Raw genomic sequence first — 21,737 nt, 5'->3', positions numbered from 1 at the left:
CCTAGAACAGGGCTCCGACGTTCTGCAGGAGCGACCAGACCCCGTAGAGGAACGGGATCACGACCCACGCCCACGCCAGGACGGCGAGCACGGTGCGGTTGGCGGTCATCGGGACACCTCCTCGCTCGGCTTGACCCCGGCGTCCTCGACCCCGCCGCGTTCGGAGTCGGCGACGTAGTGCTTCGGGTCGACCGGGCGGATCAGCTCGTTGGCCACGAAGCCGATGGCCAGCAGTCCGATCATGATCGAGAACGAGACCGTGTACTTCGACGGCCCGGCCACGTCGCCCTGGGCCTCGACGACCGCGTTGACGATCAGCGGGCCGAGCACGCCCGCCGCCGACCACGCCGTGAGCAGGCGGCCGTGGATGGCGCCGACCTGGTAGGTGCCGAAGAGGTCCTTGAGGTAGGCCGGGATCGTGGCGAAGCCGGCGCCGTAGAAGGACAGGATGAGCAGCGAGGCGATCAGGAAGATCACCTTGTTGCCCTCGCCGAGCAGCAGGATGACGAGGTAGAGCAGCGCGCCGACCCCGAGGTACATCCGGTAGATGTTCTTGCGGCCCACGATGTCGGACGTCGACGACCACACGAACCGCCCGAGCATGTTCGCGAGAGACAGGATCGACACGAACGCGCCGGCCGCGGCGGCGATCGTCGGCCCGGGGCCCGTGGTGGCGAAGAAGTCCTGGTAGATCGGCTGCGCCTTCTCGAGGATGCCGATGCCGGCCGTCACGTTGAAGCACAGCACGATCCACAGCAGCCAGAACTGCGGGAGCTTGATGGCCGTCGAGGCCGAGACCGCGGGGCCGGCGCCGGTCGCGCCGGGCGAGGCCTGCGGCGGGTTCGGGGGCTGCCAGTCGTCGGCGGGCACGCGGACGAGCAGCCAGCCGACCGACATGAAGATCGCGTAGCCGATCCCCATCACCAGGAACGTCTGCGACAGCCCCGCCGGCGACGTCCCGAAGCCCGACAGCAGCGCCTTCTCGACGGGCTGGGCGATGAGCGCGCCGCCGCCGAAGCCCATGATCGCGATGCCGGTCGCCATGCCGGGCCGGTCGGCGAACCACTTGATCAGCGTCGAGACCGGCGAGATGTAGCCGATGCCCAGGCCGATGCCGCCGACGAAGCCGTAGCCCACGACCACCAGCCAGAACTGGCCGATCGCGATGCCCCCGGCCGAGATGAGGAACCCGGCGGAGAAGCAGACCGTGGACACGAACATCGCCCAGCGCGGTCCCTTGCGCTCGACCATGGTGCCGCCGAAGGCCGCGGAGAGCCCGAGCATCACGATGGCGAGCTGGAAGGGCAGCGCCGTCGCCGTGCCGGAGAGGCCGAGGCCCTGCCCCAGACCGGCCTTGAGCACGCTCCACGCGTACGCCTGCCCGATGCCGAGGTGGACCGCGAGCGCAGCCGGGGGAACGAGCCAGCGACTCCACCCTGGCGGTGCCACGATGGAGGAGCGATCGAAGAAGCCGCCGGCCATGGATGGTCTCCCTTCGCCGACCCGTTGCAGTGAGTGGCCGACTACCCGGTCGGACGATGGGTCACACACCGATCACACAGAGCAACTCGCGACAGGACTCACGGAGGGCGCACATGGGACGCGTGACGGTGAAGCGCCCGGTGCTGCGGATCGTCGACGGCGAGACCCGCCGGCGCCCGGACACGCTGGCCGCCGAGGAACCGCTGGAGATCCGGGTCGGCGGGCGCCCGCTCGCCGTCACGATGCGCACGCCGGGCCACGACGTCGAGCTGGCGCACGGCTTCCTGCTCACCGAGGGCGTCATCGGCGACCGCGAGGACATCTCGACGGCGCGCTACTGCGACTCGGTCGACGAGCACGGCCGGAACACCTACAACGTGCTCGACGTCGCCCTCGCCCCCGGTGTGGCGCCGCCGGACGAGTCGGTGGAGCGGCGCTTCTACACGACCTCGTCGTGCGGGGTGTGCGGGAAGGCGTCGCTCGACGCCGTGCGCACGAAGACCCGCTTCGCCCCCGGTGACGACCCGGTCACCCTGACCCCGGAGCTCCTCGCCGGCCTGCCCGACGCGCTACGCGAGGCCCAGGCCGTCTTCGACAGCACCGGCGGGCTGCACGCCGCGGGCCTCTTCCGGGCCGACGGGACGCTGCTCGTCGCCCGCGAGGACGTGGGCCGGCACAACGCCGTCGACAAGGTCCTCGGCCACGCCCTGCTCGAGGGCGGGATCCCGGCGGCGGGCACGATCCTCATGGTGTCGGGGCGCGCGTCGTTCGAGCTGACGCAGAAGGCCGTGATGGCCGGGGTGCCGGTGCTCGCCGCGGTGTCCGCGCCGTCGTCGCTCGCGGTCGAGATGGCCCGCGAGAGCGGGATGACGCTCGTGGGCTTCCTGCGTGGCCGCTCGATGAACGTCTACGCGGGGGCGCAGCGGATCGTCACCGAGGATGCTCCCCTGGTCGGTGCCGAGGGCCCGTAACGCCGACCGGGATCCCCGCGACGCCCAGATGGACGCTGCCGGGGAGCGCCGGTCGCGGCCCGTACGGTGACGCTGCACCCCGTACGCCGTCCGAGTCAGGGGGGACACCGCCGTGCCGGCCCGACCGACCCGCCGCCAGTTCATCCTGGGCTCCGCCGGTGCCCTCGGTGTCGCCGGCGCCGTGGGTGTCGGCGGGCTGCTGGTCGGCCAGGACAGCCCGGCGCCGCCGCCCCAGCGCATCCCCGACCCGCCCCGCCGCGGGACGCCGACCGACGCGGTCAGCAGCACGGAGTGGGTCACGTCGGCCGCCCGTGGACGCCGGGTGCGCCTGGTCACCGTGCTGCCGCCCGCGGCCGAGCGGAGCCGCCTGCCGGTGTGCGTGGCCCTGCACGGCCTGAAGGGCAACGGGCAGTGGTGGGGAGAGGCCGGCAACCGCGGGATCCTCGGCGACGCCTGGGCCGGCGGGGTGCCGCCGTTCGCCCTCGTCGGCATCGACGGCGGGGACAACTACTGGCACCCCTACACCGCCACCGACGACCCGCTGCGCATGCTGCTCGAGGAGCTCCCGGTCTGGCTGCGCGAGCGCGGCCTCGCCACCACCCCCGCGGCCGGGGACCTGCCCGGCGAGCCGGCGATGGTGACCGGCGTGTCGATGGGTGGGGCGGGCGCGCTCACCTACACCCGCGCGCGCATGCAGCTGCGCCGTCCGCTGCGCGCCGTGGCGGCCATCAGCCCGGGGCTGTTCACCGACTGGCGGGTGGCCTCGCGGCGCCCATTCGCCGGGCAGGCGGACTGGGAGGCCAACGACCCCCTGCGCTTCTTCCCCGAGATCACGCCCGTGCCGGCGGGCATCTGGTGCGGCGACCGCGACCCGTTCGTCGACGCGACGCGCCGCTACATCGGGCTCGCGCGCCCCGAGGTCGGCGCCATCAGCCCGGGGCGCCACGACGGCCTCTACTACGCGAAGGTGATGCCGGAGGTGGTCGGGTTCCTCGGCCGCCACGCGCGCGACGAGCCGGTGGGCTCGGGGACACGCCGGGCGGGCTGAGAGCCCGCCCGGGCGGCACCTCAGGCGGACTTGTCCCGGCGCTCCCGGCGCGAGGGCTGGCGGGGGACGATCGTCGGGTTGACGTTGTCCTTCACCGTCTGCTCGGTGACGACGACCTTGGCGACGTCGTCGCGACCCGGGATGTCGTACATGACCGGGTTGAGGACCTCTTCCATGATCGCGCGCAGACCGCGGGCACCCGTGCCGCGCAGGATCGCGAGGTCCGCGATGGCCTCGAGCGCCTCGGGGGCGAACTCGAGCTCCACGCCGTCCATCTCGAAGAGCTTCTGGTACTGCTTCACCAGCGCGTTGCGCGGCTCGGTGAGGATCTGCACGAGGCTCGGCTGGTCGAGGTTCGACACCGAGGCGACGATCGGCACGCGGCCGATGAACTCGGGGATGAGCCCGAACTTGATGAGGTCCTCGGGCAGCGTGTCGCCGAACGACTCCGCCGACTCCATCTCGGCCTTCGACCGGATGTCCGCGCCGAAGCCCAGCCCGCCGCGGCCGACGCGCTCGGCGATGATCTTCTCGAGACCGGCGAACGCCCCCGCCACGATGAACAGCACGTTCGTCGTGTCGATCTGGATGAACTCCTGGTGCGGGTGCTTGCGCCCGCCCTGGGGCGGCACCGACGCCGTCGTACCCTCGAGGATCTTCAGGAGGGCCTGCTGCACGCCCTCGCCGGAGACGTCGCGCGTGATGGAGGGGTTCTCCGACTTCCGCGCGATCTTGTCGACCTCGTCGATGTAGATGATGCCGGTCTCGGCGCGCTTGACGTCGTAGTCGGCGGCCTGGATCAGCTTCAGCAGGATGTTCTCGACGTCCTCGCCGACGTACCCGGCCTCGGTGAGCGCCGTGGCGTCCGCGATGGCGAACGGGACGTTCAGCAGCTTCGCGAGCGTCTGGGCGAGGTAGGTCTTGCCGCAGCCCGTGGGGCCCAGCATGAGGATGTTGGACTTCGCCAGCTCGACGACGTCCTCGTTGCGGCTGCCCTCGCGGTTCTTCTCGCCGGCCTGCACCCGCTTGTAGTGGTTGTAGACCGCCACCGAGAGCGTCTTCTTGGTGTCGTCCTGGCCGATCACGTACTGATCGAGGAACTCGTGGATCTCGGTGGGCTTCGGCAGCTCGTCGAGCTTGACCTCACCGGCCTCGGCGAGCTCCTCCTCGATGATCTCGTTGCACAGGTCGATGCACTCATCGCAGATGTACACACCGGGGCCGGCGATGAGCTTCTTGACCTGCTTCTGGCTCTTCCCGCAGAAGGAGCACTTCAGCAGGTCCCCGCCGTCACCGATGCGTGCCATCGCAGCAGACCTCGTGTCCCCTCCGGCGCACCCTGGTCGGTGCGCTCGTTCGTGGTTGACCGTACCTGCCCACCCCGTCGTCCGGGGAGGTTCACGCACTGTCGATCGTGCAGTGGATCGTGCAGGTCGCAGGCCCGGGACGCCGTGACGTCCGCGGGCCCGTCGCCGCTCCCGCGACGGGCGGTCGGCCCGCTGCGCCGGGTGCGACGACGTCCACCCGCGCCCCCTCCCCGGACGGTGCCGGGGAGCGGGGCGGCAGGGGGATCACCGGGGTCAGCGCGAGGCCGAGAGCTTCCGGCTCGCGACCACGTCGTCGATGAGGCCGTACTCCTTGGCCTCCGGCGCGGTCAGGATCTTGTCGCGCTCGACGTCCGTGCGGACCTGCTCGGCGCTGCGGTTGGTGTGCGCGGCGAGCGTCTCCTCCATGAGGCGGCGCATGCGCGAGATCTCGTTGGCCTGGATCTCCAGGTCCGACGCCTGGCCGTAGAAGCCCTCGGTGGCCGGCTGGTGGATCATCACGCGGGCGTTCGGCACGGCGAGACGCTTGCCGGGCGCGCCGGCGGCGAGGATCACCGCGGCGGCCGACGCGGCCTGGCCGAGGCACACCGTGGCGATGTCGGGGCGCACGTACTGCATCGTGTCGTAGATCGCCATGAGCGCCGTGAACGAGCCGCCGGGCGAGTTGATGTACATCGTGATGTCGCGGTCCGGGTCGTTCGACTCCAGGAACAGCAGCTGCGCCATCACGTCGTTCGCCGACGCGTCGTCGATCTGCACCCCGAGGAAGATGATCCTTTCCTCGAAGAGCTTGTTGTAGGGGTTGGACTCCTTGACGCCGTAGCTCGTGCGCTCGACGAAGGAGGGGAGGATGTAGCGCGCGTTCGGCGAGGCCGGAGCCGTGCCGCCGGGCACGTGGAGCTCACTCATCTGCTCTGTCTCCTGTCTCAGGAACCGGACCCGTTGCCGTTGCTGCCGCGCTGCTCGCTCGCGCGCGTCACGACGTGGTCGATGAAGCCGTACTCGAGGGCCTCGTAGGGGTCGAACCAGCGGTCGCGGTCCGAGTCCTCGGTGATCCGCTCGAACGTCTGGCCCGTGTGCTCGGCGATCAGCTCGGCGAGCTGGCGCTTGAGCTTGCGCATCGACTCGGCGCGGATCGTGATGTCCGATTCCGTGCCGCCGAGGCCGCCGGAGGGCTGGTGCATCATGATCTGCGCGTGCGGCAGCGCGAGGCGCTTGCCACGGGCCCCCGCCGACAGCAGGAACTGCCCCATCGAGGCGGCGAGGCCCATGGCGACCGTGGAGACGTCGGGCTCGATCCACTCCATGGTGTCGTAGATCGCCATGCCCGCGGACACGGAGCCGCCGGGCGAGTTGATGTAGAGCGTGATGTCGCTCTTCGGGTCCTCGGCCGAGAGCAGCAGCAGCTGCGCCGAGATCTGGTTGGCGATGGTGTCGTTGACTTCCTGGCCCAGGACCACGATGCGCTCCCGGAGGAGGCGCTCGTAGACCGAGTCGTTGAGCGACATCGACCCGCCGGCGGTGCGCATGACCGCCCCGGCCGGGTCGGTGAGGTGCTGGGTCACCTGTGTCCCTGCTTTCTTCGCTGAGGTGATCTTCTCTGGCGTCGGGTCGGGCCCACCGACCTCGACAGTAACCACCGGAGCGGGCCGGACAGTCCGTCGACGGGCCGTGTTCGCTCCTGGCCGATGGATCGGCCAGGAGCGTGGGCCGGGGGCGCCGGTGGGGTCAGGCGCGGGACGTGGAGTCCGGCGCGCCGACGACCTCGGTGTCGGCGGTGTCGTCGGCCTCCACCTGCGAGCTGGGCGACTCCGGGTCGCTCGCGTCGGTGTCGGCGGCGGCCACCTCGGCGGCCTCGTCGGTCGGCCCGGCGGCCGCGTCGGCGCCCTCGGCGTCCGCCGCGTCCTCGTCGGCCCCGGCGGTGCCGAACAGCTCCGAGAGGTCGACCTCGGAGCCCCCGGGACCGGTGATCGTCGCGGCCTGGACGACCGTGGCGAGGGCCTTGCCGCGCCGCACGTCGGCGAAGATCGCGCCGAGCTGGTTGGCCTGCTGCGCCTGCTGGATGTACTCCTCGGGGCTCACCCCGAAGCGCTGGGCCTGCATCATGATGCGTTCCATGAGCTCCTGCTGCTCGACCTGGACGTTCGCCTCGTCGGCGATCTTGTCCAGGAGCAGCTGGGTCTTCACGGCCTGCTCGGCGTTGGTGCGCAGCTCGGTGTCGAACTCCTCGCGGGTCTGGCCCTGGGACTCGACGTACTCGGTGAGCTTCTGCTCGTCGTGGTCGAACTCGTGGACGGCCTCGTGGGCGCGGACCTCGACCTCGGACTGCACGACCGACTCGGGCAGCGGCACGTCGGCCGCCTCGAGAAGGGCGTCGAGCACACGGTCGCGCGCCTGGCTGCCCTGCTCCATCTTCTTCACCCGCGCGTAGCGGGTGCGCAGGTCGTCCTTGAGCTCGTCGAGCGTGTCGAACTCGCTCGCGAGCTGCGCGAACTCGTCGTCGGCCTCGGGGAGCTGGCGCTCCTTGACCGTCTGCACCGAGACGGTGACCTCGGCGTCCTTGCCGGCGTGGTCGCCCGCGACGAGCTTGGTGGTGAACTGCTTGGTCTCGCCGGCGGTCATGCCCTCGAGCGCCTCGTCGAGGCCCTCGATGAGCTGGCCGGAGCCGACCTCGTGCGACATGCCCGTCGTCTGGGCCTCCTCGACGGCCTCGCCGTCGACGGTGGCGGACAGGTCGATGACGACGAAGTCGCCGTTCTGGACAGCGCGCTCGACACCGGTGAGCGTGCCGAAGCGCGCCTGCAGCCCCTTGAGCTGCTCGTCGACGTCGTCGTCGGTGACCTCGGCGTCGTCGACCTCGACGGCGATCGAGGTGTAGTCCGGCACCGTGATCTCGGGCCGGATGTCGACCTCGGCGGTGAAGGCGAGCTTGTCGCCGTCCTCGATCTCGGTGACCTCGATGTCGGGCTGGCCGAGCGGCTGGACCTCGGCCTCGGAGACGGCCTCGCCGTACTTGGCGGGCACGGCCTCGTTGACGACCTCCTCCAGGACGACGCCACGGCCCAGGCGCTGGTCGAGGATGCGCGCGGGCGCCTTCCCGGGGCGGAAGCCCGGGATGCGCACCTGCTGCGCGATCTTCTTGTAGGCCTTGTCGAAGTTGGGCTTGAGCTCGTCGAAGGGCACCTCGACGGCGAGTTTGACGCGCGTCGGCGACAGGTGCTCGACGGTGGACTTCACTGGTCGTCTCTCCTCGGGGCAGGGCCATCGTGCGCTCGTGCGGTGACCTGCCCGCATCCCCAGGGCGTACGGGCGGATCGGTCCGTGGCGTGACGCGGGAGGCCGTCCTCACCGCTCACGGTCGAGGAGCACCGGAGACCCGGTGCCTGTACCTGCTGACGCGCCCGCCCGGGCGTGGCGGCGAGTCTAGACGTGACCCCCGACCGTTCGCCGTGGCGCCCGTGCCGACCGGTCGCGCCGACCCGCCCGCCACCGCCGATCTCGCCGTGCCGACCGCCGATCTCACGGTCACCGTCCCTCTCGCGCGGGCTCGCCGCCGGGCTGCGCCGCCCGTCTCCCGCATCGGGCATCGCGTCGCTCGTCCGGGCGGCGACACGCCGGGAGATGCCTCCGTTCGGAGGACAGCACAGGTCCCCACCGCGCCGGAGGACACGTCCGGGTCGGCCTGGCACGGTGGGGAGGCTCCGCACGGCACCGCACACCGCTCCCCAGCCGCGGGGCCCGCCACGAGGAGGGACATGAGCCCCATGAAGAAGATCCGTGCCAACATCGAGCGTGCCCTCGAGACGTTCGAGGTCCTCGCCGGCTACGGCACCAAGCGCCGCAAGCGCGCCCGGCGCTGATCGTGTGACGGGGTCGGCGGCGACTCCTCCGAGGTCGGCGGACTGCTCCCGCTGCCTGGCGCTGTGCTGCGTCGGGCCGTCGTTCGCCGCCTCGGCCGACTTCGCCGTCGACAAACCCGCCCACACGCCCTGCCGCCACCTGCGCCCCGACGACGGGTGCGGCATCCACGACCGCCTGCGGGCCCGCGGCTTCCCGGGCTGCGCGGTGTTCGACTGCTTCGGCGCCGGACAGCAGGTCGTCCAGGTGACATTCGGCGGCGCCGGCGCCCGCGTGCCGGCGATGTTCGACGCCCTCGAGGTCCTGCGCCCGCTGCACGAGGTCCTCGCGCTCCTCGACGAAGCTGCCCGCTCGCCGGTGGGCGCCGACGCCGTCGACCTGCGCGGGCGGGTCGAGGAGATGGTGGCGCGACCCGCCGCCGCGCTCGGCGACCTCGACGTGGGCGCCGTGCACCGCGAGGCGGGCGCGTTGTTCGACGACCTCGTCGCCGCCGCGCACGCGGGGCGGCCCGGCGCCGACCTGCGCGGGGCCGACCTCCTCGGCGCCGACCTGCGCCGTCGGGACCTGCGCTCCGCGCGCCTGCGCGGTGCGCTGCTCGTCGGGGCCGACCTGCGCAGGGTCGACCTCGACCGCGCCGAGCTCCTCGGCGCCGACCTGCGGGGTGCCGACGTCCGCGGCGCCCGGCTCGCCGGCGCGCTGCTGCTCACCGCCCCGCAGCTCGAGGCCGCCCGCGGGGACGCGGCGACGACCGTGCCCGGCCACCTCGCGCGGCCCGCGCACTGGTCCTGACTACCGTCCGCCCGGTGACCGCCCGCTCGATCGCGCTCTTCGTCCTCGCCGCCGTCCTGGAGATCGGCGGCGCCTGGCTGGTGTGGCAGGCGATGCGCGAGGGGCGGGCATGGTGGTTCGCCGCGCTCGGCGTCGTCGCCCTCGGGCTGTACGGGTTCGTCGCCGCGTTCCAGCCCGACGCCGCCTTCGGCCGCGTGCTCGCCGCGTACGGCGGGGTGTTCGTGGCGGGCTCGCTGGCCTGGGGCGTCGTGCTCGACGGCTACCGGCCCGACCGCTTCGACCTGCTCGGCGCCGCGATCTGCCTCGCCGGCGTCGGCGTGATCATGTACGCGCCCCGCTGAGGCGCCACTCCAGCTCGGCGAGGTCGGCGACGAACCAGAGCTCGCAGCCCCGGTTGGCCTCGCGCACCCAGTCCTCGACCGGTCCGGAGGTGTCGGTCAGGGGGCCGACGATCACCAGGCGCAGCCGGTAGTTCACGAACTTCTGCACGATCGCGCCCGCGACCCCGCTCGAGAGCTGCGCGAACGCCGGGTCGAGCCGCTCGACCGGGACGGCGACGACGTCGACCTCGGTGCCGAAGGTGTTCCCGATGACGTCGAGCGCGCTCGCCTGATCGCGCAGGAGAGGGCCGTCGCGGTCGAGGACCTGCACCCTGACGCCGTGGAACTCGGAGATCGTGGTCACGACGCGATCATCCCGTGCCCGGCCACTCGATTCGCCCGGCTCCGGACGTGGAGTGGCGGCCCTGCCGGTGAAGAGCCACCTGTCACGGCAGGGCCGCCCCGAGCGGCTGCTGCGTGAACCGCCGCGCGCATCGTGCCCGGTGATCCGTGCGAAGCGGACACCGGGGGGCGTCACATCGAGGGCGCCTGCGGGTCGCTGTCGTCGCCGACGAAGTGGATGTCGAACGGCTTGTTGGTGATGAACAGGAACGTGCAGTCCTGGTCCTGCGTCGCGCCGTGCTGCATCACCCCGCCCTCGGGGAACCACACGAAGCTGCCCGCCGGGTAGTCGCCCTGGTGGGTGTTGAGCACGCCCTCGAGGACGTAGACGCCGTGCGCGCAGGGGTGGCTGTGCCACGGGTTGGTGAACCCGGCGCGGTAGACCATCTTCAGCACGGTCATGCCCGTCTCGGGGTCCTGGACGAGCGGGACGTGCTCGAGGTTCGCGTTGATGTACTCGACCGGGAAGCCCTGCCACGACTCGGTGGTGGTGTCGACGACGGTCAGCTCGACGGGCGTGCTCTTGGTGGTCATGAGGCAGCTTCCTGCGGCCCGGCGCGGGCCCACAAGAGCGTCACGACGACGGCGACCTCCACTCTGCGGCGCCTCCCCCGGACAGCCGGATCGCCTTCGGCCCGACGCCGTACGCGCGGGAGATCGACGTCGCCGGTCGTGGCGGGGAGGATGGGGGAACTCGTTCCCGGGGGATGGCGTGGCAGCTGGCGGCTTCGACCTGAGCGACGTTCCGGCGCTCCTCGCCTCGGCGCGCGCCCACGCGGATGCCTCCCAGTTCGTGGCGGCTCAGGAACGGGCCCGGGCCGTGCTCGACCTCGTCGGCTCCGACGAGAGATTCGCCGAGGCACGACGTCGGGCGGAGAGCGTCCTCAAGGAGGTGGGGCGGACACCGGCGAAGGCCTGGAAGCGCCAGAACAAGCCGGCCGCACGGCGGAGGCGCGCCGCGCGGCTGTCCGCGAAGCTGAGTGGCCGGGTGGACCCGGTGGATGTCGCGCGCGAGCAACGACGTCGCGAGGAGGAGCAACAGCGGGATCGAGCGGCCAGCGAGATCCACAACTCCGGGCGGATGGGGAACGAGGCGGAGGCGGCGAGCCTGCGCATCCTCGGCCGCCATCCGGAGCGCATCTCCGGCCGGCCGCAGGCGCGCAAGGTCGTCGACCGCCTCGCACGCGACGCGGACATCGCCCGATCCCTCGACAACACCGACGGCGAGGAGACGGCGAAGGCGCGCATCGAGGAGATCCGGGACATGTTCGGGCTCTGAGCCGCCCATGATCGCCGCAGGTGCTCCGGAGGGGCGATCAGATCGACCTCACGGAGCACCGGGGAGCGATCTTCTGGCGTCACCCGGGACCGCCGGCACCGCGAGAGGTGCGTCCGGCAGGGGCATCGGCTCGTTGATCGTGAAACGCGCCGGTCGCGGGCGACCGCCCCCGATCTCCGCGAGCCGGCACCGTGATCGACGGTCCGGCTGTGCGCGGATCGGACGGGACCTCACCACGGATCGGTGGGAGATCCTCGTCGGTGCACCCGGCGGTGGTGGTCACGCCGGTCGGCACGGTCGGGGTGGCGGGATTCGAACCCACGGCCCCTCGCTCCCAAAGTGCCTTCTGGCCTGGTGAAACGGTCTCGCTCGGTGGCCTGAGCAGGGGCCCCAGCCACCCGCAGACAGCCTCGGACTGGCCCGGCTCAGGCGCTGATGGTGCAGTTCTGGTGCACCTCGCGGTGCACTCAGCTCCAGCCGCGAGCGACGGCCCAGAGCGAGAGCGCGCGGCCCTCACGGCGGAAGGCAAGCCACGTCCGGATCGCTCGCATAGGTGGACAGGGTGCTCACGACGTCCGGCGCTGTCCATCGAACCCGCGTTCGACTCACGCCTTCTTCGCGGCGCGCTCCTTACGCGTGATCCGCACCCCCAGCCACGCCATGACGAAGAGCCAGACGAGCAGGGCAAGCGCGAACAGGACCCACTTTGCGACGCCGTGAAGCAGCGGGAACACGACGAAGAGCACGCCGAGCGTGACCGCTTGAAATCCGGCCATTCCCAGCCGCTCCGGCCACGTCCGCATGGGTGGTCACGCTACCGACGGCCCAGAGGGTCCGTCCGCCGCAGCCGTGCGAGAAACGGCCCCGCCATCGCGCCCGGCGGGGCCGCTCCTGCCAACCGGGGGGACAGCTGGCAGACAGTGAGTGCCCGCGCAGCTACGACCAGTAACTCACACGCGGGCCGCCAGGTCGTCTCTCCCTCGGCGGCGCGGGGTCGCCTCGGACGGACCGGACGTGCGGGCGCAAGGGCCACCATCAGCTCCCCGGGTGCCATCTCGTGCTCGAGCTGGGCCCTTGCGGCTGTGCGGCCGGGCTGTCAGACCCCGAAAGCGCCGGCGAGGGAGAGACACCGACCCGACCACCACCGCGCTCCCGACCCGCTCGCGGCTCGGACCCCCTCTCCTGAGGTCGGTGCCCTGGTCCAGGGCGGAGCGCCTGGCCGCCGGAGGCCAGCGCCCCACGCTCCGGTCCTCCTCGGTTTGACCTCGTTCATCTCGTCCGTCGCCGTCGCGCCCGTGCAGCTCTGACCGTCAGGGCTGCCACCCGACGGCAGCCCCTCCCGCGCAGCACCCCTCACCGCAGGAACCCGAGAGGTCCTGTGGCGATGCCGCGTGTCTGCAGACGGTCCAGCAAGCAGCACCGGTGTGACGGCCTCCCGCTCGTGGAGGCGATCCCGTGCACGACTCCCCCAACCCGTTCCGCCGCTCGGTCGACCGCGGGCCCTCGTCGCTCTCGGCCCGCTCGTCGTCGGGGTTCGCGTCGTGGTGCGCGACCCGGCGTCCCGATCCCTGGCGCACCTACACGCCCTCTGCCGCTGCCTCGCCGTCCCTGGCGGCCGTGGGAGGCGAGGCCGGCCCGCCGGCGCGGGTCGAAGACAGGAGCGGCCGGCGGAAGCCGGCCGCGTCCGACCCGGCCGCCCCGGTCGCCGAAGGCGGCCGGCCTGGGCTTGTTCTATGTGCCATATCGGGCCGCGGGACCCCGAACACCACCGACACCGACCCCGCCGACGCTGAGCCCGAGCCCGTCGAGACCCCGTCGGTGCCGGACTCGGCGGCAGGGCTGTGGGAGCCGGCGTTCCCCTCCCCCGAGCTCGTCCATGCCGCCGCCGCGCTGCTGCCCGCGCTTAAGGAACCGCCCGGGACGCTCGCGGAAGGTCCACGGTGGGAGCTGACCGTCGGACCGGGCATGTTCGCCGTGGCCTGCCACGACTGGTCGAAGCGGGAGCGCACGGCCGAACGGCAACGGGCGGCGCACGCCAAGGACATCGACCAGGCCGTGGCCCAGCACCTCGCCACCGGCGAATGGCCGGCGCCGCCGACCCCGCGGCAGCCGATCACCGGCTGGTCACGCAAGTCGCGCAATGGGATGGTGCGCCGGCTCTGCGAACTGGACTACACGCCGCTCTTCGCGGCCGGGCGGCTGCCGGCGATGGTGACGCTGACCTACCCCGGGGACTGGCTCACCGTCGTCCCCACCGGCGACGTGCTCAAGCGGCACATGAAGGCGCTGCGCAAGCGCTACGCCCGCGCCTGGGGCGAGCACTGGGCCGCGGTGTGGAAGCTGGAGTTCCAGCGCCGCGGCGCCCCGCACGTGCACATGCTCTGCACCCCGCCCCACGGACGGGCGAAGACCACCGGACAGACCTTCGCCATCTGGCTCTCCGCAGCCTGGGCCGAGGTCGTCGACCACCCCGACCCCGAACAGCGCCGACGCCACGAACTTGCCGGTACCGCCCTGGATTACCGCGAGGGCCTGCGCGCGAAGGACCCGAAGCGCGTCGCGGCCTACTTCACCAAGCACGGCCTGCTGGCCGCGAAGGAGTACCAGCACGACGTGCCCGCTGAGTGGCAAGCCCCGGGCACAGGTCCCGGGCGCTTCTGGGGCGTCTGGACCCTCCAGCGCGCCACCCGTACGGTCGCCGTCGCTCCCGAGGTGGGCATCCAAGCCGGCCGCATCGCCCGCCGCTGGGCCCGAGCCCAGCGCCGAACCAAGTTCGTCACCCGGCCACGCGTCGAGCAGGACACGGGACGCGTCCGCCACCGCCGCACCCGCACTCGCGTTCACCTCATGACGAACGGTAACCGCGGCTGGATCGCGCTAAGAAGTGGCCCGCACTTCGCCGGGCTAGTCGGTAAAGTGTGTTCAACGCCGTCGTCAGCCACTCCTCCATGAATCAGAGAGCACAACCAGACTTTCATCGACCGCGTTCATCACCCCACAAAGTTATGTGCAACCTAGTGCCAAGAGTCCAGCCCCGCCTAATGACTGGTTCAACAAGAATTCGAGATCGCTCAGCGAGGGACACGTTATCAGTAGCCTCCGGCTGAATGACTACTGACTTTGGCGACACATCGGCGACGATCGCCTCGACTTCTTCCAGTTCGCTTGGATGTCGGACTACGAACTTAAACACATGGTCAGTAAGCCCGACAAACTCCCGCAGAGTCGAGATTTTCAAGCGTCGGCGAGCTGGCATCCCGCTATTCGCCAGCTTGGGAGACACTGTAAAGAGGTCGACTTTTCCAACCAAGCACCCCGGCTCGATCACGCCACTCGTCTCCACCTCGACTCGCCAACCCTCTCGTCTCGCGCTCTCCACGACGATGAGTAGAGCCTCGCGCTGAAGAAGCGGCTCGCCACCCGTCACAACCAGCAAGGGCGTTGGCAGTTCGGCTCCTGCCGCAGATAGAGCTGACCAAACCTCGTGAACATCCATTGGCCGAACCTCGACCTTGTGGCTGTAGAGGCTCCAATCCCACGTGTATCTCGTGTCGCACCAAGAACACCGCAGCGGGCAGTGTCCAGTTCGGAGAAACATCGCTGGCCGACCGGTGCTTGCACCCTCGCCCTGAACGGTAGGGCCAAACAGCTCCGAGACCCACAGCGTAGTAGAAGTCACGATCGATAGCCGCTAGTTCGTCGCATCGCCGACGAGGGAGATCGTCACGGATGAACGCGAAGACTCCCACAAGGTGATCTTTACAAGCAAGGGAAGTGCGGTTGACAACGCTTCGGATATACGAGCGGCCAACAGCTCTGAAGTGGGGTTTGCAAGGATATCGTTAAGGAAGGAGTGGTCAAGCTCGTGTAAGACGTTGGATTCGACGATTGCGTCTAGCTCGCCGAATTCCATCACAACGCCCCGAGCATTAACGTGACCTGACAGTGTCACTTCTAGATGGTAGGTGTGCCCATGGAGGTTGCGACACTTTCCCGGGTGCCAATCCAGCCGGTGAGCGGCATCAAACGTGTAGCGTCTCGTAATCTCAATGCGCTGCCCGCCGCCCTCTCTACTCACCTGCGCTCCCGACACCAATGGAACACGACCGCCACAGAACTAGGTCTACAACGTGAATAGGGTCGCCCACCTGGACGCTGACCTGACGACAAAGCTCTTCCACGGAAAGCATTTCCCTATCTGCCAGACGCTTAAGGTGGCGGTCTGGCTTGGCGCACGGCACGCCTAGGTTCTTTGCGAGATGTCTCCAGGTTATCGGGCCGACGAACGGTATGGACCGAAGCAGCGACTCAGCGTCTTCGTGGAACGCCTCTCGTAGACCTTCATCTCCCAGCTCCTGAGCCATCCGGGCCGCGGCTACGATGGCCGATATCTTCGGCTCGTGGCGGAAGACTTGCAGTGCCGAGGCCGTACACTCAAACGAGTTTTGACAGACTGGTGCGGGCTCGAATTCCAGGAAAGATCGCGAGATTGCCGGAAATATACCCCGCACGACGCGCTCTCTCATTCCTGAGTTCAGGATTACCCAGGCGGCTTCCCTCAAGAATGTAGGACCATCCACCGTCGCCGCTTGAGCCTGGACACGGATTTCGGGGCCAAAGCCCGCGAGGAGCACGAGCTTCTTACGTGCCAGGTAGTCACTCGCAAGCTCCCACCGAAGGTCTGCCTCCACATCAATCCCGTCGTCGTAGGGCGAGCACTCCATCAACTACCCGAATTCATTTGGGCCCTCTCAAGCCCTCCCAAGTGACCTTCGCAGTCATAATCCACGCAGGAGTTCCCACTGAACGCGAAAGGCGCTTCGAGACTTCGACCTTCCGGAGGTGCCTAGCCTTTAGGGAATTGAATGACCGGTCAGGGATAGCAACTATGCTATCCATGGTCTCCACATAAAGATCGTTCAGCTCGGGGGGCGGTTGAGCTGCCCCACTTGCTGAAGTATCCACTCCACGGTAGCGCGCCTTTAGACGTCCGAGGCGTTCGACCGCGTCGCGATGATTGCCAGCCTTTCCTCCCCAATCTGTGATTAAGTCTGTTACTGATAGGAAAAGTACGAGCACCGACATTGACCCCAACCAAGTAGCCCGTGCCGCTGAGACTCCCAGAAGTTCAACGTCAACCACATTGGATGCGAAGGCGAAGCTGATGCCCAACACCGACAAACCCATGATAAGGAGTGTCAGAGAAGTCTTGCGACGTTTGTAACGATCGCCCAACACCGCGTGCATCGTCGACATCTGGTCTACCAATCGACGCTGACGGTAAAACTCCTCCCACGCCCCTCCCTCCGAGTTGCCGCTACTCGTCGAGCAAGTCACGCCATTGCCCAACGTTTGTACTGTTCTTCATCCGCCGAGCGATTCTGTTAAGATCATCCGCGACACGGGCTCGCTCGGGACTGTTTGCGGAGCCGAGGGACTCATCAACTTGAGAGGACTGTCCCGTTCGATCCGTGATAGGAGTAAGCACGCGGGTTGCTGCCGTACTGAAGAAGTGTTGAAGCATTGACGTGTAGTTGAGCGGACCCGAGTAGGATGAGAAAGCTTCAACGGCGAGGGCTTCCATGTGGTAGCCACTCGGCCGGCGGCCCTCAGGAAGGGTGGCTACAATGGCCTTGGCCAACTTGATCGTAGGTACAAGTCGATTGCCATTCCTCTGATTCAGAGCTGTTAGCTGTTCAGCGAAGCGTCGAGGATGAATTGACCGCCACCTCTCGCCGTTCGAGCTTGAGATTCGAAGATCTCCATCCGGCGCAGTGCGTAGCGCCGGAAGGAGTTGAATCTCGGTCCCGTCAGAGTACGAGAGCGTGACGGCCAGGTTTCCGACGTAGACGTCTGCCACTCCAGGGAGGGCAGCATTGCGAATTATCTGTGCGAACGCCTCCCGAAACTGCTGTGGACTCTCCGTCGGCATCCCTTCGGTGGCGTTTAGGAGGACAAGACTGTCGACATCGGATAGGCCGTCCACGTACGTATGCTTGGAAACGCTGCCTCCGAACACTAGGCGGTCGATGTCCTCAACAACCTCCGAGATCGCTCCCTCAATGTCGTCTAAGCGAGCGTTGATTGTCTCCACGTCTCGGTCGTTGATCTCGACTAGTTGTTCGTTGAGGAAGCTGTTGGCGTTCGCTAGCAGTTCGGCTGACTGTATATCTCGTTGCGTTTCCTGACGGAGCTCCTCTGCGGGCCTGCGATCGGCGTAGTTTGACCCACCTCCACTACCACCCATCAGGAATCCTCCATATTCGTCTTGAGAGTCGTCCACGCCGCTGCCAAAATGTCTCGGTGATACCTGAAAGCCTCAACTGCAGGCGCTTGCGCAAAGTTGCGCATTTCTCGCTTCAGTTCTTGAAGTTCTTCGAGGTTTGACCTATGCGTTCCGGCTCCTCTTCGTGCCTGCCCGTGGAAGGTCTTGTTCGTCAGAAGTGCATGCGAATCCATGTAGACCGACAGTCCGTTCACGTACGCGTAGCGCAACCACGTAAGGCCGTCAAAGATTTCGGCGCCAGCTAGAAAATAGAACGGCGAGAAGAGGGGATCGAGTGAGCCGAAGAGGTGGATTGGCCTATTAACGTTCGCACGGTCGAGAGTGCGTCTCAGGCGCGCTAGGTTCAGCAGGCGTGATTCGAAGTCATCGCCCAACTCCTTCTCCGTGACACCGATAATATCGAATCGATTGAGACTCTTGAGGTTGGCATCGGTGTATTCAGACAGGTCGATAAAGTCTCCCGTGGTCGAGGGCTTCAGCAGGATGTCACTCAAGAACCTACACTCTCGTTGGTAGAACCTCGCGAAGAAGTCTCTCGCGTGAGAAATCTGCTCCGTAAGCGGGGCATACGTATCTGGGGATACTACGGCTGCCTGGACTTCTGAGCTGAGCTTTTCGAGCAGGGCGATATAGAGCTTTTCGGACCACTCTTTGGGTTGCCGTTCTTCTCGCCAAGTTTCGTCTCCATCGAAGGTGGGATCGACCTCGTAGCCACCACTATCTATGAAGAGAAGAAGCGGGTTGGAATACAACGATCCGCGGAATCCAGTGAACAGGGTTGATGTATCCGGCATATGATCATGCTCGATGTCATAGGCAGAAATGAGGAGCGTCTCAGTAAGGTCCTCGGCAACCACCTGAAGATAGTAGGCTACCTCGCTGGTGCCATTAGGGGGCTCTTGGCCACCGCCAACCCGTGATGCGTCGCTCTGACTTGCGCCCCTCGGGACACCGGGCTTGAATTCTGAGCTTCGCCAAGCGAAGCCCTTGCTTGAGAAGCTAGGAACCAGAAGCGGCGTTCGCAGTTCATTCCCATCGGGGAGCTGAAGGGTCCTGCTACGAGCGAACATCGATCCTCTTCCTGTCGAGGCAACTCTCGCAATTCCCGCAGCCGTCGGCGTCCCCGGCTTCGCAACTGTAAGTTAGCGAGAGGTCCACCGACGAGCCCAGTGCATAGTCGATGATGTCGCTCTTTGTCCAGGCGAGGAGCGGGCAGCTTATTTGCACCTGACCCGCGCTCTGTATGTCGAGGAGACGTTGGCTCTGTTCGACGAACTCAGGACTGCAGTCGGAGTACGGCACTCCAGAGTGCAGCCCAGCCACGAGCAGAGTTGATCCCTGGTTCCCTGAGATTGCGGCATGGGCGATCGCGAATAAAAGCGCGTTGCGGCCTACGATCTCGCCGCGCATCGGAACCTCAGAGATGGAGGCGACGACCTCCCGCCACCTGACACCGGTCTCATGTGCGATGGCCCGAGATGCTGATCGCTCCAAGGCGGCCGCCGGCTGACCGTAGTCGACGAAGAGGGCTTCCCTGTCCCATGAGCTGGGGAGGAGGGTTAACGCAACGAAGCTGTCAATGCCCCCGCTAAGCAGCACAAGGGCATGAGTTGACGCGAGCTTCCCTGCCCCGGCGGTCACATAGTCATACTGGCAGGCCAACGTCTGCGTGTGCTCCGCGACACTCCGGTGTCCGCCTGATGGCCTAGTGGCCCTTCAGTCGCGCCGGCTTGACCCAGATAGGAAGGTTGATCGTGCCCACTGACGAGTGCGAGCTGAGCACGGCCCGCGAGAATGAAGTCAGGTGTTCGCCGCGATCTTTACGTCGTATTTCACGGCAAGAGCAGGTGACGGTGTTGCCAGGAGTAGAAGAGGGCAGCCGCAGCGCCCGGCGATAGTAGAGACCTACCCATCAGAGCGGCGATCGTATTGGCCTCGAAGGGGATCGTTTTCGTCGGGATCGATCCTTCTTCGTTGCGGTCGACGCTTTGACCGAAAAGACGGTCGTACAGAGCTGGCTGGAGGACAGCGACTGTCAGGATATCTCCGGCCAGAGTGAGGGCGTCGAGAGTGACTCCCAGGCAATAGGCGTGGACAGTTCCGGCGGCAAAGGCCGAATCCATACTCGCAAACGGTTCGGCGTCGTAGTCGACAGGACGCCCGGTTCCGTCATACTCGTTTCTCCCGAGTATCTCCTCTGCGCATTCTCGTTGGATATTGCGCCATATTGAAAAGTCGTTGGCGATGGACTCTGGCATGACCGAGCTCGGCTGAAAGATGCCCGCCGGTAGAAGGTGCAACATACTTCCGCCGCCAGCCACGCGGTCTCCATCTCGCTGGTGCAATACCACGCTCGGCGATTCGCCTCCTCGGACCAGAAGTGTTCCGATGGCGCCCATTAAGGGCCTACGACGGAGATCGAATGGGTCACCGACGCACTTGCGAAAGGACAGCCGGCGCCAAGACGCCTGGGCGAGCTGGTAGCTGCCGTCGGAGCCGGCGCGCCCATGATGAAGGGCTGCTTCGTGGGCGATGGCCTCGTTGGTGTCGATAGCGTCGAAGAAACCCATCGACCCGAACCGCAGTTGCTCAGTCGGACGGCTCCAGTCGACGTCGAGAAGCCGGAAGCACAAGCGGTTCTCAAACAGGCGCGGGGGCGCGAGGTCTCTCACAGCATGGCTGTACCGCTTGTAGCGATGCGTCGGCGAGGCCAGTGGGCGGACAAGCTCGGCCTCCCGCTCTGAGCCCGTGATGGCCGGCTCCCCCGCGTCTTCCAGGCGGTCGAGCACCACCTGATGCAGCGGGATCGGCTCGGGCGGCAGCCATGAGGGGTGCGCGATGACGCCGGTGTTCTCCAGCCCGGGCACGCGGTACTCGGGGTAGAGCTGTTCCGCCAGGACCGCCAGCGCACGGCGTGAGCCGCCGAGCTGCTCGCGCACGCGTTTCCAGTCGGCCTGGTCCTTCGCCACCTGGGGGTCCTGCTCCCCCGGCGTCGACAGGATCGCCATCAGCTCGCCGGTCTCGCCGCTGCTGCGCTGCCTGGGCGTCTCGGTGGGACGTGGCCGGCGGAACCCCAGCTCGTCGACCGCGACGCCGAAGTACTCGGCGAGGAGCCGGCGGTAGAACGGCTGGGGCCACTCGACCTCGCCGCGCTCCCACCGACCGATGGTCTTCTTCGTGATCTCCACCGGCCGGTCAAACTTCTCGTCCGACAGCATGCTCAACGCCTCGGCGAGGTCCTGTTGGGACAGGCCGGCGTCCTCGCGCAGCGCGATCAGCTCGGTGTTCGCCGGGCGCACCGCGGCTGGCTGTCCCATGGGCTCACGGTAGGCCGCCCGGGCGTCCGGGATGGCCATGTCTCTCCGATGTCCCCAGTTCGGCCCCACGCCGGGTACAAGCTGGGACATCGTTGGGCTCGGATGATCTAGCCCGGACGACTGGACTTCTTGCCATGAGCGAGAACCGGTCACCGAGTGCGGCGAGGCCGCCCGCGGCACGGCGTCAGCGCCGGCTGCGCATGGTCGCGGAGCTGCGCGGCCAGGTCGAGGACGTCAGTCGCCAGACCGAGCGTCTCGCTCTGGCTCGTCGCCGTCAGCTAGCTGCTGCTCGATCGCGTCGAGGCGAGAACTCATGATCGCCAACGACTCCTTGATGGTCGCCAGCTCGGCCACGATCGGATCGTCGGCGTCCGGGTCCTCCGCCGGGTCTCGCCCGTCGGCCACTGCGGCCAGGTGGTCCGGTGACCATCCCAGCGCCTCGGACAGGGCCGTGAGTGTTCGCGGATTACGCCGGCGCGCGCTGCTCGTGTCGTTCTGCAGCTGGCGGATCGTCGCCACGCTCACCTGCGAGCGCTGCGAGAGCTCCTGCTGGGTCCATCCGAGCTCGGCCAGGCGGGTCTTGATCGCCACCGCGACCGCGGACCACTCCCCTGCCACCTGTGCCTCCTGGCGCCCGGCAACCGCTCTGACCAGCGCCGA

At 67.9% G+C, this 21,737-nt stretch carries 23 protein-coding genes; 6 read left to right on the top strand and 17 right to left on the bottom strand.

All coding sequences use genetic code 11. The features are described 5' to 3' along the window. Position 1: 1 nt before the first annotated feature. Positions 2-109 carry an MFS transporter small subunit gene (locus WCD58_RS33830; protein WP_444876309.1) on the bottom strand — a complete coding sequence of 36 codons (108 nt, stop codon included), beginning with the start codon at positions 107-109 and terminating at the stop codon, positions 2-4. Next, positions 106-1,482 (bottom strand): OFA family MFS transporter, encoded by a 1,377-nt coding sequence (locus WCD58_RS09940; protein ID WP_337702191.1) that lies wholly within the window; start codon positions 1,480-1,482, stop codon positions 106-108. Before WCD58_RS09940 ends, WCD58_RS33830 begins: the two co-directional genes overlap by 4 nt. A gap of 113 nt (positions 1,483-1,595) precedes the next feature. Here WCD58_RS09940 and fdhD point away from each other — a divergent pair, with 113 nt between their 5' ends. Together fdhD and WCD58_RS09930 are read left to right on the top strand one after the other, a co-directional pair. Next, a complete protein-coding gene (fdhD, locus tag WCD58_RS09935; RefSeq protein WP_337702189.1) occupies positions 1,596-2,453 on the top strand; it encodes a formate dehydrogenase accessory sulfurtransferase FdhD in 858 nt (285 codons plus the stop codon). Between the two features lie 112 nt (positions 2,454-2,565). Next, a complete protein-coding gene (locus WCD58_RS09930) occupies positions 2,566-3,501 on the top strand; it encodes an alpha/beta hydrolase (RefSeq protein ID WP_337702187.1) in 936 nt (311 codons plus the stop codon). A 20-nt stretch (positions 3,502-3,521) separates the two neighbouring features. Here the strand turns inward: WCD58_RS09930 and clpX are convergent, their stop codons facing one another. The 4 genes from clpX to tig all read right to left on the bottom strand — a co-directional run bounded on the left by clpX (position 3,522) and on the right by tig (position 8,063). Beyond that, positions 3,522-4,808: an ATP-dependent Clp protease ATP-binding subunit ClpX gene (gene clpX, locus WCD58_RS09925; protein ID WP_274284169.1), complete on the bottom strand. Its 1,287-nt coding sequence runs from the start codon at positions 4,806-4,808 to the stop codon at positions 3,522-3,524. Positions 4,809-5,081: 273 nt separating this feature from the next. Next, entirely contained in the window at positions 5,082-5,735 is a 654-nt protein-coding gene (locus tag WCD58_RS09920) for an ATP-dependent Clp protease proteolytic subunit (RefSeq protein ID WP_337702183.1), read from the bottom strand. A 17-nt stretch (positions 5,736-5,752) separates the two neighbouring features. Next, positions 5,753-6,355, bottom strand: coding sequence for an ATP-dependent Clp protease proteolytic subunit (locus WCD58_RS09915; RefSeq protein WP_337702870.1), 603 nt, complete (start codon positions 6,353-6,355; stop codon positions 5,753-5,755). Between the two features lie 199 nt (positions 6,356-6,554). After that, positions 6,555-8,063 (bottom strand): trigger factor, encoded by a 1,509-nt coding sequence (gene tig, locus WCD58_RS09910; protein ID WP_337702181.1) that lies wholly within the window; start codon positions 8,061-8,063, stop codon positions 6,555-6,557. Between the two features lie 627 nt (positions 8,064-8,690). Here tig and WCD58_RS09905 point away from each other — a divergent pair. Together WCD58_RS09905 and WCD58_RS09900 are read left to right on the top strand one after the other, a co-directional pair. After that, entirely contained in the window at positions 8,691-9,473 is a 783-nt protein-coding gene (locus tag WCD58_RS09905) for a pentapeptide repeat-containing protein (RefSeq protein WP_337702179.1), read from the top strand. 14 nt (positions 9,474-9,487) lie between these two features. Further along, a complete protein-coding gene (locus WCD58_RS09900) occupies positions 9,488-9,814 on the top strand; it encodes a YnfA family protein (RefSeq protein WP_337702177.1) in 327 nt (108 codons plus the stop codon). Here the strand turns inward: WCD58_RS09900 and WCD58_RS09895 are convergent. Both WCD58_RS09895 and WCD58_RS09890 read right to left on the bottom strand, forming a co-directional pair. Next, positions 9,795-10,157: a DUF4180 domain-containing protein gene (locus tag WCD58_RS09895; protein WP_337702175.1), complete on the bottom strand. Its 363-nt coding sequence runs from the start codon at positions 10,155-10,157 to the stop codon at positions 9,795-9,797. The genes WCD58_RS09900 and WCD58_RS09895 overlap by 20 nt on opposite strands. Before the next feature lie 170 nt (positions 10,158-10,327). Further along, positions 10,328-10,729, bottom strand: a complete 402-nt coding sequence (locus WCD58_RS09890) for a cupin domain-containing protein (protein WP_337702173.1) — start codon at positions 10,727-10,729, stop codon at positions 10,328-10,330. 178 nt (positions 10,730-10,907) lie between these two features. Between WCD58_RS09890 and WCD58_RS09885 the strand changes: the two genes are divergently transcribed. Beyond that, a complete protein-coding gene (locus tag WCD58_RS09885) occupies positions 10,908-11,474 on the top strand; it encodes a hypothetical protein (protein ID WP_337702171.1) in 567 nt (188 codons plus the stop codon). 605 nt (positions 11,475-12,079) lie between these two features. On the opposite strand, the gene WCD58_RS09880 is transcribed toward WCD58_RS09885, so the two are convergent. Further along, a complete protein-coding gene (locus WCD58_RS09880) occupies positions 12,080-12,277 on the bottom strand; it encodes a hypothetical protein (RefSeq protein ID WP_337702170.1) in 198 nt (65 codons plus the stop codon). A 652-nt stretch (positions 12,278-12,929) separates the two neighbouring features. Between WCD58_RS09880 and WCD58_RS09875 the strand changes: the two genes are divergently transcribed. Beyond that, on the top strand, positions 12,930-14,426 hold the full coding sequence (locus WCD58_RS09875; protein ID WP_337702168.1) for a rolling circle replication-associated protein: 1,497 nt from the start codon (positions 12,930-12,932) through the stop codon (positions 14,424-14,426). A 22-nt stretch (positions 14,427-14,448) separates the two neighbouring features. On the opposite strand, the gene WCD58_RS33605 is transcribed toward WCD58_RS09875, so the two are convergent. From WCD58_RS33605 to WCD58_RS09845, 8 genes are all read right to left on the bottom strand, one after another. Further along, positions 14,449-15,153, bottom strand: a complete 705-nt coding sequence (locus WCD58_RS33605; RefSeq protein WP_373696201.1) for a 7-carboxy-7-deazaguanine synthase QueE — start codon at positions 15,151-15,153, stop codon at positions 14,449-14,451. Positions 15,154-15,165: 12 nt separating this feature from the next. After that, entirely contained in the window at positions 15,166-15,552 is a 387-nt protein-coding gene (queD, locus tag WCD58_RS33600) for a 6-carboxytetrahydropterin synthase QueD (protein ID WP_373696200.1), read from the bottom strand. Beyond that, entirely contained in the window at positions 15,545-16,198 is a 654-nt protein-coding gene (locus WCD58_RS09870; RefSeq protein WP_337702166.1) for a hypothetical protein, read from the bottom strand. The genes queD and WCD58_RS09870 overlap by 8 nt, the downstream gene beginning before the upstream one ends. A gap of 593 nt (positions 16,199-16,791) precedes the next feature. Continuing rightward, positions 16,792-17,721 (bottom strand): CBASS oligonucleotide cyclase, encoded by a 930-nt coding sequence (locus WCD58_RS09865; protein ID WP_337702164.1) that lies wholly within the window; start codon positions 17,719-17,721, stop codon positions 16,792-16,794. Beyond that, entirely contained in the window at positions 17,721-18,617 is an 897-nt protein-coding gene (locus WCD58_RS09860; RefSeq protein ID WP_337702162.1) for a hypothetical protein, read from the bottom strand. Before WCD58_RS09860 ends, WCD58_RS09865 begins: the two co-directional genes overlap by 1 nt. A gap of 199 nt (positions 18,618-18,816) precedes the next feature. Continuing rightward, positions 18,817-19,401, bottom strand: a complete 585-nt coding sequence (locus tag WCD58_RS09855; RefSeq protein WP_337702160.1) for a 7-cyano-7-deazaguanine synthase — start codon at positions 19,399-19,401, stop codon at positions 18,817-18,819. Positions 19,402-19,592: 191 nt separating this feature from the next. Then, a complete protein-coding gene (locus tag WCD58_RS09850) occupies positions 19,593-21,116 on the bottom strand; it encodes a helix-turn-helix transcriptional regulator (RefSeq protein WP_337702158.1) in 1,524 nt (507 codons plus the stop codon). Between the two features lie 195 nt (positions 21,117-21,311). Next, positions 21,312-21,695, bottom strand: coding sequence for a helix-turn-helix domain-containing protein (locus WCD58_RS09845; RefSeq protein ID WP_337702156.1), 384 nt, complete (start codon positions 21,693-21,695; stop codon positions 21,312-21,314). Positions 21,696-21,737: the final 42 nt, after the last annotated feature.

Origin of the sequence: Actinomycetospora flava, assembly GCF_037400335.1 — a bacterium.
Classification (GTDB): domain Bacteria; phylum Actinomycetota; class Actinomycetes; order Mycobacteriales; family Pseudonocardiaceae; genus Actinomycetospora; species Actinomycetospora flava.
Note: the sequence above shows the minus strand (reverse complement) of the source record. Positions and strands in the feature narration are given on the sequence as shown.

Excerpts from the sequence above, each read along its gene's own strand:
- fdhD (WP_337702189.1), top strand. The coding sequence starts at position 1,596 with ATGGGACGCGTGACGGTGAAGCGCCCGGTGCTGCGGATCGTCGACGGC.
- WCD58_RS09870 (WP_337702166.1), bottom strand. The coding sequence starts at position 16,198 with ATGGAGTGCTCGCCCTACGACGACGGGATTGATGTGGAGGCAGACCTT.
- WCD58_RS09915 (WP_337702870.1), bottom strand. The coding sequence starts at position 6,355 with ATGCGCACCGCCGGCGGGTCGATGTCGCTCAACGACTCGGTCTACGAG.
- clpX (WP_274284169.1), bottom strand. The coding sequence starts at position 4,808 with ATGGCACGCATCGGTGACGGCGGGGACCTGCTGAAGTGCTCCTTCTGC.
- WCD58_RS09890 (WP_337702173.1), bottom strand. The coding sequence starts at position 10,729 with ATGACCACCAAGAGCACGCCCGTCGAGCTGACCGTCGTCGACACCACC.
- WCD58_RS09940 (WP_337702191.1), bottom strand. The coding sequence starts at position 1,482 with ATGGCCGGCGGCTTCTTCGATCGCTCCTCCATCGTGGCACCGCCAGGG.
- WCD58_RS09850 (WP_337702158.1), bottom strand. The coding sequence starts at position 21,116 with ATGGCCATCCCGGACGCCCGGGCGGCCTACCGTGAGCCCATGGGACAG.
- WCD58_RS09920 (WP_337702183.1), bottom strand. The coding sequence starts at position 5,735 with ATGAGTGAGCTCCACGTGCCCGGCGGCACGGCTCCGGCCTCGCCGAAC.
- WCD58_RS09880 (WP_337702170.1), bottom strand. The coding sequence starts at position 12,277 with ATGCGGACGTGGCCGGAGCGGCTGGGAATGGCCGGATTTCAAGCGGTC.
- WCD58_RS09865 (WP_337702164.1), bottom strand. The coding sequence starts at position 17,721 with ATGGGTGGTAGTGGAGGTGGGTCAAACTACGCCGATCGCAGGCCCGCA.
- WCD58_RS33830 (WP_444876309.1), bottom strand. The coding sequence starts at position 109 with ATGACCGCCAACCGCACCGTGCTCGCCGTCCTGGCGTGGGCGTGGGTC.